Source organism: Caballeronia sp. LP006 (assembly GCF_031450995.1).
Lineage (GTDB): Bacteria > Pseudomonadota > Gammaproteobacteria > Burkholderiales > Burkholderiaceae > Caballeronia.
Genome location: NZ_JARTVW010000003.1, coordinates 1,093,451 through 1,110,747 on the forward strand (window position 1 = coordinate 1,093,451; position 17,297 = coordinate 1,110,747).

At 63.5% G+C, this 17,297-nt stretch carries 18 protein-coding genes and 1 pseudogene; 8 read left to right on the forward strand and 11 right to left on the reverse strand.

Translation table 11 applies throughout. The features are described 5' to 3' along the window. Positions 1-21 precede the first annotated feature (21 nt). A complete protein-coding gene (locus tag P9250_RS09595; RefSeq protein WP_250468443.1) occupies positions 22-690 on the reverse strand; it encodes a haloacid dehalogenase type II in 669 nt (222 codons plus the stop codon). A 195-nt stretch (positions 691-885) separates the two neighbouring features. Continuing rightward, positions 886-2,364, reverse strand: a complete 1,479-nt coding sequence (locus tag P9250_RS09600) for an aldehyde dehydrogenase family protein (protein WP_310392620.1) — start codon at positions 2,362-2,364, stop codon at positions 886-888. A 237-nt stretch (positions 2,365-2,601) separates the two neighbouring features. Here P9250_RS09600 and P9250_RS09605 point away from each other — a divergent pair, with 237 nt between their 5' ends. Together P9250_RS09605 and P9250_RS09610 are read left to right on the forward strand one after the other, a co-directional pair. Next, positions 2,602-3,474 (forward strand): GNAT family N-acetyltransferase, encoded by an 873-nt coding sequence (locus P9250_RS09605; protein WP_310392622.1) that lies wholly within the window; start codon positions 2,602-2,604, stop codon positions 3,472-3,474. Between the two features lie 113 nt (positions 3,475-3,587). Then, on the forward strand, positions 3,588-4,997 hold the full coding sequence (locus P9250_RS09610) for an HdeD family acid-resistance protein (RefSeq protein ID WP_244830110.1): 1,410 nt from the start codon (positions 3,588-3,590) through the stop codon (positions 4,995-4,997). Positions 4,998-5,007: 10 nt separating this feature from the next. On the opposite strand, the gene P9250_RS09615 is transcribed toward P9250_RS09610, so the two are convergent. Beyond that, positions 5,008-5,748 (reverse strand): beta-ketoacyl-ACP reductase, encoded by a 741-nt coding sequence (locus P9250_RS09615; RefSeq protein ID WP_310392624.1) that lies wholly within the window; start codon positions 5,746-5,748, stop codon positions 5,008-5,010. Between the two features lie 34 nt (positions 5,749-5,782). Then, entirely contained in the window at positions 5,783-6,421 is a 639-nt protein-coding gene (locus tag P9250_RS09620; protein WP_310392625.1) for a TetR/AcrR family transcriptional regulator, read from the reverse strand. A 95-nt stretch (positions 6,422-6,516) separates the two neighbouring features. On the opposite strand from P9250_RS09620, the gene P9250_RS09625 reads away from it, so the two are divergent. Next, positions 6,517-7,629 carry an MBL fold metallo-hydrolase gene (locus tag P9250_RS09625; RefSeq protein WP_310392626.1) on the forward strand — a complete coding sequence of 371 codons (1,113 nt, stop codon included), beginning with the start codon at positions 6,517-6,519 and terminating at the stop codon, positions 7,627-7,629. 94 nt (positions 7,630-7,723) lie between these two features. On the opposite strand, the gene P9250_RS09630 is transcribed toward P9250_RS09625, so the two are convergent. From P9250_RS09630 to P9250_RS09640, 3 genes are all read right to left on the reverse strand, one after another. After that, positions 7,724-7,957, reverse strand: coding sequence for a pentapeptide MXKDX repeat protein (locus P9250_RS09630; protein ID WP_244830106.1), 234 nt, complete (start codon positions 7,955-7,957; stop codon positions 7,724-7,726). A gap of 70 nt (positions 7,958-8,027) precedes the next feature. After that, complete coding sequence (locus P9250_RS09635) at positions 8,028-8,804, reverse strand: molybdopterin-dependent oxidoreductase (RefSeq protein WP_244830105.1); 777 nt, start codon at positions 8,802-8,804, stop codon at positions 8,028-8,030. A 19-nt stretch (positions 8,805-8,823) separates the two neighbouring features. Further along, positions 8,824-9,438, reverse strand: a complete 615-nt coding sequence (locus P9250_RS09640) for a cytochrome b/b6 domain-containing protein (protein ID WP_244830104.1) — start codon at positions 9,436-9,438, stop codon at positions 8,824-8,826. A gap of 321 nt (positions 9,439-9,759) precedes the next feature. Here P9250_RS09640 and P9250_RS09645 point away from each other — a divergent pair, with 321 nt between their 5' ends. From P9250_RS09645 to P9250_RS09655, 3 genes are all read left to right on the forward strand, one after another. After that, complete coding sequence (locus P9250_RS09645; protein WP_310392787.1) at positions 9,760-10,305, forward strand: sigma-70 family RNA polymerase sigma factor; 546 nt, start codon at positions 9,760-9,762, stop codon at positions 10,303-10,305. Next, complete coding sequence (locus tag P9250_RS09650; RefSeq protein ID WP_310392627.1) at positions 10,302-10,943, forward strand: DUF1109 domain-containing protein; 642 nt, start codon at positions 10,302-10,304, stop codon at positions 10,941-10,943. The genes P9250_RS09645 and P9250_RS09650 overlap by 4 nt, the downstream gene beginning before the upstream one ends. Before the next feature lie 183 nt (positions 10,944-11,126). Then, the gene (locus P9250_RS09655) at positions 11,127-11,504 is read left to right on the forward strand and encodes a DUF1090 domain-containing protein (protein ID WP_310392628.1); all 378 of its coding nucleotides are present in this window, start codon (positions 11,127-11,129) and stop codon (positions 11,502-11,504) included. Between the two features lie 4 nt (positions 11,505-11,508). Here P9250_RS09655 and P9250_RS09660 read toward each other — a convergent pair whose 3' ends face one another. The 3 genes from P9250_RS09660 to P9250_RS09670 all read right to left on the reverse strand — a co-directional run bounded on the left by P9250_RS09660 (position 11,509) and on the right by P9250_RS09670 (position 14,295). Then, positions 11,509-12,372, reverse strand: a complete 864-nt coding sequence (locus P9250_RS09660) for an NmrA family NAD(P)-binding protein (RefSeq protein ID WP_310392629.1) — start codon at positions 12,370-12,372, stop codon at positions 11,509-11,511. A 113-nt stretch (positions 12,373-12,485) separates the two neighbouring features. After that, positions 12,486-12,899, reverse strand: coding sequence for a DUF1801 domain-containing protein (locus P9250_RS09665; RefSeq protein WP_310392630.1), 414 nt, complete (start codon positions 12,897-12,899; stop codon positions 12,486-12,488). A gap of 172 nt (positions 12,900-13,071) precedes the next feature. Then, the gene (locus tag P9250_RS09670) at positions 13,072-14,295 is read right to left on the reverse strand and encodes a PepSY-associated TM helix domain-containing protein (protein ID WP_310392631.1); all 1,224 of its coding nucleotides are present in this window, start codon (positions 14,293-14,295) and stop codon (positions 13,072-13,074) included. A 248-nt stretch (positions 14,296-14,543) separates the two neighbouring features. On the opposite strand from P9250_RS09670, the gene bluB reads away from it, so the two are divergent. Both bluB and P9250_RS09680 read left to right on the forward strand, forming a co-directional pair. Then, positions 14,544-15,200 carry a 5,6-dimethylbenzimidazole synthase gene (gene bluB, locus P9250_RS09675; RefSeq protein WP_310392632.1) on the forward strand — a complete coding sequence of 219 codons (657 nt, stop codon included), beginning with the start codon at positions 14,544-14,546 and terminating at the stop codon, positions 15,198-15,200. A 198-nt stretch (positions 15,201-15,398) separates the two neighbouring features. Continuing rightward, positions 15,399-16,103, forward strand: coding sequence for a DUF4148 domain-containing protein (locus P9250_RS09680; RefSeq protein WP_310392633.1), 705 nt, complete (start codon positions 15,399-15,401; stop codon positions 16,101-16,103). 6 nt (positions 16,104-16,109) lie between these two features. Here P9250_RS09680 and P9250_RS09685 read toward each other — a convergent pair. Then, positions 16,110-17,158, reverse strand: a pseudogene (locus P9250_RS09685) (lipocalin-like domain-containing protein); the annotation flags it as partial. Between the last annotated feature and the right edge of the window lie 139 nt (positions 17,159-17,297).

The following is a 17,297-nucleotide window of genomic DNA, read 5'->3' on the forward strand; positions in this document are numbered from 1 at the left end:
GGCGGGTCCGGAGGATGACGATTACAGGCCGAGCTCGGTGGCGAGATCGCCGATGGTGTCGACTTCGTAGTACTCGTAGTACGGCGTGCTCGGCTCGTGGCCGCGCTTGACGAACGCCTTGTGCTTCACGCCCATGTCGTGCGCGGTCATCAGGTCGTAGCGCAGGCTCGACGACACGTGCAGCACGTCTTCGGGGTTGCAGTCGAGCTGGTCGAACATGTACTCGAAGCCTTGCATGCGCGGCTTGTACGACTGCGCCTGCTGTGCCGTGAACACGCGATGGAACGGCGCGCCGAGCTTGTCGACGTTGCTTTGAATCTGGTCGTTCGATGCGTTCGAGAGAATCACGAGCTTGTACTTCGAAGCGAGACGCGACAGACCTTCCGGGACGTCCGGATGCGGGCCCCAGCTCGGCACGGCGAGGTAGTACTTTTCGGCTTCGGCTTCGTTGAACTCGACGTTCATGCGCTGGCACGCACGGCGCACGGCATTGACGATGACATCGCGATACGGCTTCCACGCGCCGAGCACTTCATCGCGGCGGTATCCGGAAAAGAATGCGACGAACTTTTCAAGCTCGGCGCCCTTCAGACGGTCGCCGTACATCTCGCGGGCCATATCGGCCATGCGGAACTTCGTCAGCGTGCCGTAGCAGTCGAAGGTGATGTACTTAGGCTCGAAATCGATCATGGTGTCAGTCCTATCGGGTAATGAACCGCAGGGTTCAGGGGCGAGGGCCAGGAAAAACGCATTTCCTGAAGAAAATTTAATCAGGGCAAAAATACTGATGTCGTTGAATGCGGGTGCTTCGACCATGCAAAACAACTCTTTCGAGGCATGTCCGCAGCAGCTTATGCGGCGCGTTTCCGACGCACGATCGATCGTTCATTGGCCGATGTCGATCAGCACGCTCTTGATGCGCAAATTGGCTTCGAAGGCTTGCCGCCCGAGGTCCTTGCCGATGCCCGAACCCTTGTAGCCGCCGGTGGGAATCACGAAGTCGCTGGTGCGGCCGTAGCGGTTGACCCACACCGTGCCCGCCTCGATGCCGCGCACCATGCGCAGCGCGCGGCCGAGGTCTGCCGTGTGCACGCCGGCGGCGAGGCCATAGTCGGGGTGAGCGGCGAGTGCGAGCGCTTCCTCTTCGCTGTCGAAGGCTTGCAGGGTCAGCACCGGGCCGAAGATTTCGTGGCGCACGGCTTCCGATTCCTGTGTCACGCCGGTCAGAAGCGTCGGCGCATAGAACGGTCCGGGCGTCGCGGCATGCGGGCGTTCTCCGCCGCAGCGCAGCGCGGCGCCGCTCGCGACGCTGCGTTGTACGATCGCTTCGATACGCGCGGCTTGCGGCTCGGAGATGATCGGCGGCAAGGTGGTGTCGGCGGCCCAGGTCGGTCCGGCATGCAGTTCGCCGAATACATGTGCAATGCGATCGGCGAGTTCATCCGCGATCGAACGCTCGACCAGGAGCCGCGATCCCGCGACGCATACCTGGCCCGCGTTGCCGGCGATCGCACCGGCGATACGCCGCGCGACTTCATCGATACGCGGGGCATCCGCGAAGACGATCTGCGGACTCTTGCCGCCCAGTTCCAGCGTCACGGGCTTGGTGCCGGTCTCGGCGCAGGCGGCCATGATCGCGGCGCCCGTGCGTGTCGATCCCGTGAACGTCACCTTGGCGATGCGCGGATGACGCACGAGCGCGTCGCCGGTCGTGCGGCCATCGCCCTGAACGACATTGAAGATGCCCGGCGGCACGCCTGCTTCGAGCGCGAGCCGGGCGAGACGCAGCACCGAAAACGGCGTCATCTCCGAAGGCTTGAGAACCACCGCGTTACCGGCCGCGAGCGCCGGTGCGATCTTCCACGACGCCATCACCAGCGGAAAATTCCACGGTGCGATGGCGCCGATCACGCCATACGGCTCGGTCATGGTCATGCCGAGGTGCCGATGATCCGTCGCCGCGACCTCACCGCCGATCTTGTCGGCGAGTTCCGCGTAGAAGCGGATGCCTTCGGCGGTGAACGGCACGTCCCAGTTGAATGCATCGCGCACGGGACGCGTGGAGCCGAGCGCTTCGAGCGGCGCGAGCGTGGCGGCGTCGGCGGCAACGAGATCCGCGAAACGGCGCAGCACGCGGGCCCGCTCGCGCGGCGCGCAGCTTGCCCAGCCGCTCGTGCGCCACGCGGTGTAGGCGTTCTGCACGGCGTGGTCGATCATGGCCGCATCGGCGACTGGAATGGATGCGTACGCGACGCCATCCGAAGGCCGCGTGACGTCGATGCGCGTGGTGCCTGCATCGACGAACTCGCCACCGATGAAGTGGCCGCGCGGCACGGCAATGACGGCGGGATCGAAACGGTCCATGTGCTTGGGCCTTGTATGCGTTGATGTCGTATGAAATCTTAGGTCCGAAGGCCCGGCATAATTCGCTGACAAAATTGCGCAATCGGCATATCGGGCGCGTTCTTGCACGCGTAACCCGTGGTTTTGCATTGCATCAAAAGCGCAACGCTTGATAGGAAGATCGTCCTAGTCATGCGCGTTGTGCGGTGTCACAGTCGCGATAACCGTCTACAGAACGCTCAGAACCAGGAGGCCGGCGTGCCCGACTCTAATCAGCACGAGGCGATTCGATATCGCGCTTTCACGCCCGACGACATCGCGGCAGGACACGCGTTGTCGAGCGCCGTCCGGTGGCGGCATCGCCCGGACGACTGGCGATTTGCCGCGCAGACCAGCAGCGGCATCGCCGCCGTCGACGCTTCCGGCGCAGTGGTCGGTACGGCGCTCGCGTGGAAGTTCGGTGTGGAGGCCGCGTCCATCGGCATGTTCATCGTGTCGCCGGAGCATCAGCAACTCGGCATCGGACGTGAGCTGATCGAGCGGCACATACGGGAACTCGGCGCGCGCACGGTCGTCATGCATGCGATCGGTTCCGGGCTCGCGCTATGCGAAACGCTCGGCTTCGAGAAGACCGGCACCATCCATCAGCATCAGGGCGCGGCGTTTCAGCCGCCGCTCGTTTCGCTGCCGCCGGGCGAGCGGCTGCGGCCCATCGGCGCGAACGACACGCCGCGTCTGGTCGATCTCGCCTCGCGTGCAAGCGGGCTGGATCGCAGCGCCGTGCTGCCGCAATTACTCGATGTCGCAAGCGGTATCGCGCTCGATCGCGACGGCGAGTTGCTCGGCTTCGCATTGTTCCGGCGCTTCGGCGACGGTCATGTGATCGGCCCGGTGGTCGCGCCCGACTCGCCGAATGAAAGCCGCGCGAAAGCGCTCATCAGTTATTGGCTCGCGCTGCATGCAGGTATGTTCGTACGTGTCGATACCCCCGCGAGGCTCGGACTTTCGACATGGCTCGAAGGCCTCGGCTTGCCGCATGTCGACAGCATCGAGCGCGTGGTGCGCAATGGTCCCTTGCCCGTCGATGCCACATCGATCGAATACGCCATCGCCAGTCAGGCGTTAGGTTAGGGCTTGTCATCGCGAGCTTGCCGCTTCCCCGTCCGATGCTTTATATAGTGAGTGGCCGCGTCGTTTGCGAATGGACGCACTCCACGCACCGAACAGTTCGACGGAGCTTCGACATGGTTCGTCTCGTGATGATTCTTCTCGGCGTGGACTATCTGCGCACGCGCTGGCGCGAAGTCATGGTGCTCGGCTTTCTGAGCATCGCGCTGGGCGGAGTCATTTTCGTCGATGCCCTCGACGGCTCGCTGTACTTTCCCATCATCCCGTTCGCGCTCGCCTTGCTGCTCGAAGGACTCGCCACGCTTGCGGTTGCGTGGACCGGCATGGGCGGGCAACGCACGCTGCGCTATGTGAAGAGCGCGGCGTTCTCTTTGTCGGCGCTGCTCGTGCTGATCGGCGGCGAGCGCGGCAACTTCGTGCTGTCGCTCATCTTCGGCACGCTCTTTCTCGTGGATGGCGCGTTGCAGATCGTCTCCGCGCGCGTGGTCCGCTATCGCCGTTGGAAGCTCGCGATGGCAGGCGGCGTGTTCGAGATCGCCATCGCCATTTTCTTCTACCAGCCGTATCCGGATTACTACGCGGGCACGGTGGCTTATTGCGTGGCGTTCGGCCTTTTCTTCGGTGGATGGAACATGCTGCTGCTCGCCTCGCGCGTGCGGCGTCTCGCGCGCAACCCCGCAGCCGATGACGCCGCGGCCGCCGCAGCTGCATCGCAGGCGTCTGTGCAGGCGGCACGCACGCCGGTCGCGGGCGTCGTCTGGGACGGCCCTCCCGGACCCGACGAAGCCGCCTTGACCGTGCATGTATGGACGCCGGTCGGCACCGCGAAGATGCAGCCGCGCAGGCAGTTGATCATCGACCGGTACATTGCCGCCGTCGACCGCAACGGCACCATCTCGACCGGCCATGCCGCGCTCGAAACGCCCGAGGGCGTGTATATCAGCCTGTATCCGGCGGTGGAGATAGACCGCTCGCCGGACGAGTTCTCGCGCCTCTTGCGTGCGACCCGCGATAACGATGTGCCCGGCATGTTTCAACCCGACTACGCGACCGAATCGAAAGCATGGTGCCCGTCGACGCAACAGGTACGCATCCGCAATTACGATCCCGAAAGGCTCGCGCGCTTCTGGCAGGAATATCAGCGCGACACGACCTACAACCTCACGTATCGCAACTGTTCGAGCACCGTGGCGCGCGCGCTCGAAGCGGCCATCGAAGGCGCATCGGCGCGTGTTTGGGGCAAGCGGGGCGGGTGGAATCCGCTCGTGCGCATCATGACGACGCCCGAGCTATGGGTGGCGGCGCAAGTGCGCAAGCGCGCGGCGACCATGGCGTGGACGCCGGGCCTGACGCTCGACTACGCGCGCGCGCTCAGCATGTTGGCCGATCCGCGCCGTTCGGGCTGGGTGAAGATGGCGCGCATTGCGCTGGCGACGATGTATCGATCGCGTCAGCGCTGGCGTGCGGAAGAAGAGGCGGCGCAAGACGCCGCCGCGCAAGCCGGGCAAGTGAAGGAACCGGGCTGAACGCCAACCTTCAAAGCGTCATGCCGCCCGCTACCTCGATCACCGCGCCGTTGACGTAACTGGCTTCGTCGCTTGCGAGGAACGCATAGACATTCGCGACTTCCTCGGGCTTGCCGAGACGGCCGAGCGGCACATTGGCGCGCATCTTTTCTAGCACTTCGGCGGGGATGGTCGCGAGAATCGGGGTATCGACGAAACCGGGTGCAACCGCATTCACGCGGATGCCCTTCGGCCCGAGTTCACGGCTCCACGTTTTCGTGAAACCGATCACGCCGAACTTGGCCGCCGCGTAATTGGTCTGCCCGAAATTGCCGTAGATGCCGACCACCGAACTCGCATTCAGGATCACGCCCGAACCTTGCGCGATCATGCCATCGACCACGGCCTGGCTCGCGTGAAAGACGGCGCGCAGATTCACGTCGATGACATCGTCGAATTGCTTGAGCGTCATTTTCTGCAGGCGTGCGTCACGCGTGATGCCCGCATTGTTCACGAGCACGTCGATGCGCTTATAGCGGTCGCGTACCGTCGCCACCATCTCGTCGACGCGCTCACGATCCGACATATCGACGCAGAATGCGCTCGCTTGGGCGCCCGCTTGCCGACACGCTTCGACCACCGCTCCCAGCGCTTCCGCGTTGCGGTCGCATGCCGCGACGATCGCGCCTTCCTGCGCGAACTTGAGTGCCGTGGCCGCGCCGATGCCCTGCGCCGCGCCCGTGATGATCGCTACTTTTCCTTTCAGTCTCATTCGTTCGAACCTTGTTTTAAGGGAAAAACTGGAGTTATTTCGACGATGAATCGGGCACGCCATACCCCGCCAGAAAGAGATCCACCGCCGCTTCCGCCACCCGCTTCTGCTCGCGCTTGGACAAGGGCGATTGACCCATCGTGACCTGCGGCCAGAACGCGAATCCCTTGACGATGCCATGCAACTGCTGCGCCGCGAACGCCGGGTCCGACGCCACATTCAGGCGGCCATCGGCGGCGGCGGAGCGTATCCATCGCGTCAAGTCTTCTTCGCGCTCGCCAAGCTTGCCGACCATCTCCCGCGCGCGCTCGGGCGAATGAATGCCCTCCGCAATCGCCACTCGCGCAAGCGATAAAAACGCGGCGTCGTTCAACAGATTCAACTTGCGCGCAAGCAGGTCGAGCAACTGCGCACGCAACGGCGATCGAGGGTCGTAGGAAGGAGCGTCGTCGGACTGGCTTGCGGTCCACAACTGATGGAGGATCGCCGCGAACAGCGCGTCCTTGCCGTCGAAATGGTTGTACACCGTTCTCTTCGATACCCCCGCGCGCGCCGCGATGCGGTCCATGCTCGTGGCGTCATAACCCGAGGCGATGAATTCCTCAACCGCCGCGCTCACGATGGCGGCGCGTTTGCGGTCGGTCAGACGAGGTTGGTCAGCGTTCGATTCCATCAGGCAATTTTACACTGAGCGGTTTACTTTCATCTCGGAAATAAACTACACTGGGCAGTCTACTTTCCTGCTGCACCAACCGGATGCCATTTGCCATGACGTCGATTACCGCCTCGATCAGCCGCGCGCTCGGACTCACCGCAGCCAGGCGCGGACGCGAACTGTCGCATACGTCGCCGCAGCACGACGGCGAGCGCTTTCGCAATGTCAAGCCGCGTCCGGCCGAGGGCATGGGCAAGACCTTGCGCATCATGTGGAACATGATCGTCAACAAGCCGCGCGGCACCGCGCCCGTAGAGCCGCCGGCCGTGCTGACACTGACGCGCGCGCAACTCGATGCCGCGCCGGACCGCAGCCTCTTTCGCCTCGGCCACTCCACGCTGCTCTTCAAACTGCGCGGCGAGTTCTGGCTGACCGACCCGGTGTTCGGCGAGCGCGCATCGCCGTTCCGCAATGTCGGGCCGAAGCGTTTTCATGCGGCGCCCATCGCGCTTGCCGACCTGCCGCCGTTGCGCGGCGTGATCCTTTCACACGATCACTACGACCATCTCGACCGCGAGACCGTGCTTGCGCTCGCCGCGACGACGGACGTGTTTCTGACGCCGCTCGGCGTGGGCGACAGGCTGATCGAATGGGCCATCGACGCGAGCAAGGTGCGCCAGCTCGACTGGTGGCAAAGCGTGGAGCTAGACGGCCTCGCATTCACCGCGACGCCCGCTCAGCACTTTTCCGGCCGCAGTCTCTTCGATGGCAACAGCACGTTGTGGGCGTCGTGGGTGATCGTCGATGACGCCTTGCGCGTGTTCTTCAGCGGCGATACCGGCTATTTCGAAGGATTCCGGACCATCGGCGAGCGACTCGGACCGTTCGATGTCGCGTTCATCGAAACCGGCGCCTACGATGCGCAATGGCCCTACGTGCACATGCAGCCCGAGGAGACCGTCCAGGCGCACGTGGACTTGCGCGGCCGCTGGCTCGTGCCCATTCACAACGGCACGTTCGATCTGGCGATGCATCGCTGGCAGGAACCGTTCGAGCGCGTGACGGGGCTCGCGCTTGCACGGGGTATCGCGCTGGCGACGCCGCGCATGGGCGAGCGGCTGAATCTGGTCGAGCCGCATCGCGGTGAGAAATGGTGGCGCGAAGTGCCGGAAGTCGAGACGGTGAAGACAGGATGGCGGTGGTGCGCGGGACGTGAGTCTTCGTGATGCTCGTTGCCGCAGCGGTTGTCGCTTCGCATGGCGTTGAAGCGCATCTGTCCTAAAAGGAATAAGGCCGGGATATCACTCCCGGCCTTTGCGCTTACTGCGCCATCGCGCCCGAAGCCGCGTGATCCTTGCTCATCTTGTCGTGCTTCTTCATCTTGTCGCCCTTGCCCATCGAGTCATGCGACATCGCGTCCTTGCTCATGGAATCGTGAGACATGCTGTCCTTGCTCATCGAGCCCTGCGCCATCGTATCGCTTGCCTGCGCGTATGCGGCCGTCGTGCCGATTGCAAGGACCGCGGTGAAAACTGCCGTCATCAATTGCTTCATGCTACTTCTCCTTGAGTGAGTGAGGTTGAGTCTTTTGCTCCGGCCAAAGCCGGATTTCAACGAGCGGCGATCATGAACCGCCGAACCAGTTGTAGCCCTGGTCGACCCAATAGCCGCCGGGATACGTGTTCGTGACGAAGATCTCGACGATATGCTTCGGGTTCTTGTAGCCGAGCTTGGTCGGCATGCGAAGCTTCATCGGATAACCGTATTTCGCCGGCAAGCGTTCGCCGTCGTAATCGAAAGTGAGCAGTGTCTGCGGATGCAGCGCCGTCGGCATGTCGATGCTCTCGTAGTAGTCGTCCGCGCAACGAAAACCGACATACTTCGCCGTCGTATCCGCGCCGGCGCGACGCAGGAACTCCGAGAACGGCGTGCCGCCCCAACGTCCTACGGCGCTCCAGCCTTCCACGCAGATATGACGCGTGATCTGTTCGGCATGCGGCAGCGCGTAAAGCTGCGGCAAGGTCCATACGCGCTGCCCCGCCACGAGCCCGCTCACCTTCAGCCGATAGTCGCTGCCATTCACGCTCGGTACGTCGTCGATTCCGTAGAACGCGTTGAATGGAAACGGCCGCGTGATTTGCGCTTCCGTGTAGGTCGGTGCGAGCCGCGCGGGATCGAATAGCGCGCCTTGCACGCGGTCGTTGAGCCGCGATACCGCAGTCAAAAATGTGTTCACCGAGTCGTCGTCGGTGATCGAGCAGCCGGTGAGCATCGCCAGTCCGCCGAGCGACAACAGGCGCTTGCCGAAAAGACGCCGCGACGGCATATCGAGTTCGCGCCGCGCATCCGCGAGAATCGATGCGCGATCGAGCGTCATGATGCTTCTGTCCTTGGGTTTCATCGTGGAGTCTCGTATCGGTTCAACGGCCGCGCAGCATGGTCAGAAGCGAACGCGGCACGAGTGCGACCATCGCCACATGGACGACGATGAACGCCGCCATCACCGCCATCGCGCAGAAATGGACGACGCGCGCCCGGTCATAGCCGCCCATGAGTTCGCGCAGCAGCGGAAACTGCACCGACTTCCAGATCGCGAGCCCTGAGAGCACGAGCACCATCAGATCGATCACGACGACGAGATACGCGAGCTTCTGCACCGCGTTGTACTGGCGCAAGTCGCCATGCGAGAGCTTGCCGGTGAGCGCCGCGACCAGGTCACGCCATACGGCGCGTGGCGACACTGGGAAGAACCTGGCGAGGAAACGGCCGCTCGCGAGATTGAGTATCAGATAGAAGATGCCGTTGAAGAACAGCAGCCACATGGCCGCGAAATGCCATTGCAACGCGCCACCGAGCCAGCCGCCAAGGGTGATCGATGGCGGAATGACGAAGCCGGGAAAGACGGGCGATGCGTCGTAGATGCGCCATCCCGAGAACAGCATGATGAAAGCGGCAAAGGCATTGAGCCAGTGCGAGACGCGCAGCCAGAGCGGATGCACGAGTTCAGAAGGCTGATCGACAAGAGTGGTTTGCATGATCGTTCGGGCGCAACGCGGTTGTGTTCCGAGTAATTCGCCGCCAACGCGCCGCCGGTTACAGCGACACATTATTTTTATCGATGCAAAGAAACTGTAACCACGGGACGCTTTGCAACGAACTACCCAGGTCGACCCTTCCACTACACGACGATGACGATGAACACCGACGGCACGTTGCACGCAATCAGCGCCAATGTTGCGACGCATCTTGGCTTCGGCTATTCTGGATCGACCGATCCAGAACGTGAACGTGACCGCGCGGCCACGCAGCGCAATGCGGAATCGCCCATTTGTCGCCTCGTCAACACAGGACCCATCTTGCATGACGCGGAACACCGCCTGAAGGCTCTGTTCGTGCTCGGCCTGGACGGCGAGCAGACTGCCTACCGCGAATTCCTGCAGGCGCTGACGCGGCATTTGCGGGCTTATCTGCGCAAACGTATTCCGCAGCATCGCGAAGATGTCGAAGACCTCGTGCAGGAAATCCTGCTCGCCGTGCACAATGCGCGGCATACGTATCGGCCGGACGAACCGCTCACGGCGTGGGTGCATGCCATTGCCCGCTACAAGCTGACCGACTTCTTCCGCTCGCGCTCGCGTCACGAATCGCTGAACGACCCGCTCGACGACCATACGGACCTCTTCGCGCTCAGCGACGACGGACCCGCGCGCGCGCGTCACGACATCGGCAAATTGCTCGAACATCTTCCTGACAAACAGCGCTTGCCTATCGTCCATGTCAAGCTCGAAGGCCTTTCCGTCACCGAAACGGCGCGCATCACGGGGCTGTCCGAGTCGGCGGTGAAGGTGGGCGTGCATCGCGGCCTGAAGGCGCTTGCCGCGCGCATCCGGGGTATCCGATGAAAACCGATGACCTGATCGATCTCCTCTCGAATGGCGCAACGCGCGTCGATCGCGCGGCCATTGCACGACGCTTCGGCGAGGCGTTGCCGCTCGGTGTGCTCGGCTCCGTCGTGTTGATGCTGATGGTCTATGGAATGCGGCCCGACTTGCGCAGCGTCGCGGGCACCGCGATGTTCTGGGCGAAGATCGCATTTCCCTCGTGCGTCGGCATCGGCGCGTTGCTCGTCGTGACGCGGCTCGGCAGGCCGGGTGCGCGCGCGGGTCATGCGTGGGCGCTCGTGGTGCTGCCTTTCGTCGTCGTGTGGGTTGCCGGGGCGTTCGTCCTCGCGGCCGCGCTTCCCGTGGACCGCGCGCCGCTCGTTCTTGGGCATTCGTGGCGCAGTTGTCCGTTCAATATCACGCTGCTATCGTTGCCGACGTTTCCGGCCGTGTTTTGGGCCGTCAAGGGGCTTGCACCCACACGTTTGCGGCTCGCTGGGGCGGTCGCGGGCTTACTCGCAAGCTCGCTCGCCACGCTGGCGTATTGCCTGCATTGCCCGGAGATGAGCCCCGCGTTCTGGAGCGTGTGGTATGCCATCGGCATGCTCATGCCTGCCGCTATCGGCGCATGGCTCGGGCCGCGCTTGCTGCGTTGGTGATAAGACGTCGGGCTTGCTCGCCGCGCTCGCCGTGCTTTCGCGCGTGCGTGAATGAAGCGCCGGACATTCCAAGCCATCTTTCGTTTCGATCGACAGATCCGCAACCGGCAAGTTGGCGCAAGCAGGCAAATGGGTCAAGCGCTTTGCGCTATGCTGACGGACCATTCATCGCGAGGATCGACTATGAAAACGGCGTTCACGGCGGCATGTCTGGCAATGGCGGCCATGCCGCTTTTCTGTTCCGCACAGACCAGTTGCGACTCGAAGCGCGCCTCAATCGAAGAGGAAATTACCTATGCGCGTGCGCATGGCAATGCGAGTCGTATCGATGGCCTGGAAACCGCACTTGGCAAACTGAACGCCAATTGCACGGAAGCGTCCTTACGCAACGAGAGCCAGCGCAAGGTCGCATCCGCGCAAAAGAAGCTCGCCGAACGCGAGCACGATCTGCAGAAAGCGAAGACCGAAGGCAAGAGCGCGAAGAAGATCGCGGAGCGCCAGCGCAAGGTGGACGAAGCGCACGCGGAACTCGCGCGCGCGCAGACCGAAGCGGCGCCTTGAAACTTCAGCGCGAGGAAACGAGTTTCCCGATCACCGCCAGCAGCGAGACCGAGCCCTTACGGACACGCTCCACCGGGCCTTCGAAGTCGATCCAGCCTTCGTTGAAGCCGTCGAGCATGCGCATGCGCGGCGTGGGATGCCGCATGCCCTGACTCACGAATAACGCTTCCCACTGTTCGCGCGGCACGGCTTGCGCGCGCACCGGCTTACCGAGCGTCTGCGCGAACGCCGCTGCGATATCGTTTGGGCTGACGCGTTGCGGGCCTTCGAGTTCGACATACCGCACGCCACTCCAATCCTCTTGGAGCAAGGCGGCGGCGGCGCGGCCGACGTCTTCCGTGGCGATCATCGGGATGGCGCGATCGAGCGGCTGCAGGAACGAATGGACGATGCCCTCGGCGCGCGCCGTATCGACGTCCCATTCGCTGTTTTCCATGAACCAGCCCGGACGCAGAAAGGTCACGGGAATCGGCTGTTTGCTCAACGCTTCTTCCATCAGCGTGCGTTGCGAGAGCAGATTGCTTTCTTTCGCCTGCGCACCGATGGTCGACAGACAAACGATCTTTTTCGGCTTCGCAAGCGCGATAGCGGCGACGATCGCATCGATCACTTCGCGCGCGCTCGCAAAGCCGGGCGCCGGATCGAAATCCGAGGGCGGAAGAATGAACACGCCCGTCGCGCCTTCGAACGCACGCGTGAGCGCTCGCGCATCCGTCATGTCGGCGAGCGCCACCTCGCAGCCGCGCGCCTTCCACGCGTCGCCCTTCTTCGCATCGCGCACGACCGCGCGGACCGTCTGACCCGCGTCGAGCAATGCATTGGCGAGCGCGCCGCCTACCTTTCCGCTGATTCCCGTGATGACGTACATGATCGACTCTCCGTGTTCGTTATGAAACGATGAGTTGAATGGTAGAGCGCGTATTCGATGCTAAAAATGGCTTTGAGGTTATTGGATTGATGACGCCGCGTTATGTCCGCCGTTCAACCTTCGCTACCCGCCTTCACCCGCTTGCGCGCAGGCGCGTTCTTCTTGAGCTTGGTCTGGTTATAAGCGATAGCCGCGCGCACGAGCGCCTTCAAAGCGCGGGCATCGACCTTGTCGCCTTCGTGATAGTCGATGGCGCGTCGCGCGTTTCCTTCGAGGCCCGCGTTGAAGAGCTGGTCCGGATCGGCAATACCCGCGCCGTGCGCGAAGGTCAGCTTCACCGTGCCCTTGTGCGCGTTGGCCACCGCGATCATGCCGTCGCACGACCAGACCGGGCTGCCCATCCACTTCCATTCCTCGATGATGCGCGGGTCCGCCGAGAGAACCACGCGGCGAATGTCCGCGAACGTCTCGCCGCGCCAGTCGGTGATTCCCGCGATCAATTCGTCGATCTGTTCCGATGCATTCATGAGTGCTCCATGTCTTTTTTTCATGCACCGAGTGATGGTACTGCACAGGGTCTCGCCGTCCCGCGAATCCGCGCACGCGCCACAAAAAAACGCCTCGGCGGTCTTTCGACTCGCAGAGGCGTCTTCCACTCTCAGGTCATGCACGAAGCACCCGCCGATGCCGCCCAGCAAATCAGGACGAAACCGACTGGCCGCGTGCGACGCGTTCGCGTGCCGACGCCGCCGAACGCGAGCGCGCCGTGCGTTTGCGCAGCCAGATCATCAGGCCAGTCGCGCTGAGAATCGCCACCATGACGCCGACGCAGCTGATGAGCACGCGTCCGGTCACGCCAATGATGCGTCCCGAATGCAACGGAAACTGCGCCTGCATGAAGATGTCGCCGGCCGACCCGCGTCCAGGAATCGACGATCCGGCGAGCTTGCCGGTGTAGCCGTTGTAGTAAAGCCAGGCGTTGCCGAGACCGCCGTCGCCGTGATCGTTGCCCGGAGCGAAGAAGCCGACGCCGTAAGCTTGCATCGCCGGAAGGTAATACAGCGCGCCGGGCGGTGCGGCGATATCGAGGCGCTTTGCATCCGCGACGGCGGTCGCGAGGACGCTTTCGGCCGGCAGCGGCGTGCTGCCCTTGGGCGCCGCGCGCGTGAGTTCCGGGTTATCGAACATGGTTGGCGCGAGCGGCGAGAGGCGCGAGACGAGCGGACGCACGACCGGATCGCCGAGATTCATCGATATCGAAGTGACAGCGACCATCAGCAGCAAGCCCCAGATCCAGACGCCGCCCGACCGATGCAGATCGAACGTGAGCGCATAACCGCCGCGCCTAAAGCGAAACGCGAAGGACTTGCGCCATGCCTTGACGCTCGGAAACGACAGCACGAGCGCGATGCCGCTGTCGAAGAACCACAAAATCCCGACGATGCCGAGCAGCCACGTTCCCGTATCGATGCCGCCGAGCACCGGCAGATGCAGCGTGTAATGCAGTTTGTAGAGGAACGGCATCAGATCGATACGCGCCAGCGACACCGTGCCCCACAGCCGCTTGCCCTGAATGACGCCCGTTGCCGGATCGACCGCGACCTGACTGTAATCGACATCGAATGGCGCACCCGTTGCCGGGTTCGTGCGCGGCGTGACGAGCATCTGCAGCGTGTGGCCGGGTTCGGCGCCGAGTTGCAGATACGTCACCTGAACGCGCGGATCGGCGGCTTCGACCTTATGCGCGAGTTCGAGCGCCGGCAACGCGGCGCCTTCCGTGCGCGCGTAAAACAACGCCGGATTGAGCCACGCGTCGATTTCGTGATCCCACGCGATCACCGCGCCCGTGAGACCGGACACGAACAAGAAGAGCGCTGTCGCGACGCCGAGCCATCGATGGAGCCGAACCAGAACGGGCCGCACGTCAGCACGCCTTCGGAAGATCATTCAACGCAATTGCCAACATGCCAGCGACGCTCGTCAAATAAGAATGGTTCGCATTCTACGGGTCGCGCAGGGTATCGATCAAGGTTTTTGTAAGCTGTTGTTGCATTCAGCATGGGCTTGTTTGCACTTGATGGGGACATCGGCTACGCAGCACCAACAGCGCGAGCGCACCCGCACGAACTAGAATCCGCGCAGCACGAACCCACTTTCCAGCGCATTTCTCAATGAACGAGCCTTTCGACGAAGCCGCGCGCGATGCCGTTTATCGCGCAATCCACGAACGGCGCGACATGCGCCATTTCACGCGCGAACCGGTCGCGCAAGACGCGTTGAAGCGTATCGTCGATGCCGCGCTGTGTGCGCCGAGCGTCGGCTTCATGCAGCCTTGGCGCATGCTGCGCATCACATGCGATGCAACGCGCGAAGCGCTTCACGCTATCGTCGAACGGGAACGTGTCGCCACCGCCGATGCCCTCGGCGAGCGTCGCGACGCTTTCATGGCGCTCAAGGTGGAAGGCATGCGCGAGTGCGCGGAAATCATCGTGATGGCGCTCATGGACGGACGCGAGGCGCACGTCTTCGGCCGGCGCACCTTGCCGCAGATGGATCTCGCGTCGGTGGCGTGCGCCATCCAGAACATGTGGCTTGCGGCGCGCGTGGAAGGCATCGGCATGGGATGGGTCTCCATATTCGATCCCGACGACGTCGCCGACCTGCTCGGCATGCCGGAAGGCGCGCAGCCAGTCGCGATTCTCTGCTTGGGACATGTCGAGCGCTTTTACGACGAACCCATGCTCGAAACCGAAGGCTGGGCCAAGCGCCGTACCCGCAAGGAATGCGTGTTCGAGAACCGCTGGCCGGCGGCATCGGATCAAAGCTGATGCCTGGACCGCGCGTTGCGCACTACAAGTGACGCGGCGGCGCGGTGGTCCTTCACATCAATCGAGTGAGTTTGGCGGCGATTGGCGAACGATTGGCGCATCCGTCGGACGGCATCGCGCGTACCAATCTGATACGCGGTGGTCCGATGCACGCTGTCCGCCATATTCGCCAGACGATTCAAGGAGGATCACGCTCTCATGCTCCGCTACGCAGACCGCATTACGTTTATTGGCGCGGGTGTCATCGTGCTGTCCTTGCTGGCCGTCAACCTGCTGCCCAAGCAGGACCGACGCAGCGACGACAGGACGAACATGATGTCGCGCGACCGCGGCGCAGTCGTGCGCGGCAGCGTGCGCGAGGAAACGCCGGAGCCTGCAAAGGCGCCTGTCGTAGCCGTCGCCGATGCGCGTCCCGAAACCGCGACCGCAACGGCAACCGCAGCCGAAATTACACGCGATGAACCCGCGCCCAGGCCGGTTGCACAGGCAGAACCGGCGCGCGTGCATCGCGCACAGAAGCGGACATTGGAAACCAGAAAGACTGCGCGCGAAAAGCATCGCGGTAACCATGCCGTCGCGCAAACCCGCGTGGCGCCGCTTGAAGCCGCGGCGGTGCGCGCGCCTGTGCCGCCCGTGCAACGCGCGCCGCTCGAATCCGCGGCCGCGAATACGCTCGATAAACCCGCGCGCGCTCCGGCCACGGATGCGCCCATCCCAGTAGCCGCGAAACCAAGCCCGGTTGCTAACGCGGCGCCGGCTTACGTCGTATCGACTCAGGCGCCGAAAACGCGCGCCGAAGTGCAGGACGAGTTGCGCCGGGCGCGCATGAACGGCAACTTGCCTCGCTTCGGCAATCCCGATCCTTACGGTCCCGGCGGCACGCCGAGCGCGACGGCGCCGTAACCGGCGTCAGCGCTTTTCGACTTCGATGGCCTTCGCATAACCCGTCAGTTCGAGATAGCCGCGCCCCCGTTGAGCGGGCGCGGAACCCGTCCCTGTCAGCGTTACCGCGCCCTCCCAGTAAAGCGCGCCGGTGGAATCGCGCGAGTCGAGTTCCTGATCGTCGATGAGCGGCGCAAGCTGCCATTGCAACGCACCGACGCGCACCTTCATCGCCACCGGATACGTCGTGCCCGTGCGCGGCGAGCGCCATTGACGTTGCGGTGTGAAGTCGACATCGGCGGGGCCGTATTGCGTCGCGTGTCCGGCGGCATCGCGTAATGCGGCATGCGCCCAGATCGCGTGGCCGTCACGGCTGCGCACCTTGAAGGCCATGAGTGCGGAGCCGTCGTCGAGATTCGCGCCGAGCCAGTCCCAGCCGGATGCATCCGACGAAAGCAGCGTGCTCGACCATTCGTGATCGAGCCAGGCCTTGCCGGTGACGGCGACCGTATCGCCTTTTTTCTCGGATGCCGACGGCCGCGTGACGCTTCCGCTCACGCTCAATTGCGGCTCGCTGTAGTAGTAGCTCGCCTGCGCGGGAAGCGGGCCCTTCTGCGAGTAGCCCGCATCGCCTTGCAGCATCGGCGGCTGCGTCGGCGCGAAGACGAGATGCAATGCGAAGCCGGCGGCATCGGCGCTGACGGTGTAGCGGCCGTCCGCTGCGCGCGTCATGCGCCATGAATCGAGCTTGACGTCGGTGTTGCCGTTTTTCGCGTAGGCGAGATCGAAGCCTTGTCGCGCGACGTTCTGATCGTGCACGAGGCGCCGTGCGCGGGATCGCTCAGGGCGGCATGCGCGATGATGAGTTGCGATGGATCGAAAGCACTCGTTGGCGCGCCCTTGCCGGTCTTCGAACGGAAGAAGGTGATCTGGAAGCCCATCGGCTTGTGATCGAGTGTTTCGAGCCAGCCGGTTGCGTACCACCATTCGGTGCGGTAAGCCGGGTGGGAGCCGGTGTCTTGGGGCCATTGGATGGAGTGGCCGGGGCTGACGGATGCAAATTGCCGGTCGGTGGAGCTGGCTGTGTCGGACGTCTCCGTGGTGCTTGCCGCTTTCGCCGCATCTGCCGCATCTGCCGCGCCTGCCGCATCTGCCGCATCTGCCGCGCCGGCGACGGTCGCCAAAAGCATCATCGTCGAAAGCAAAGACGCACGC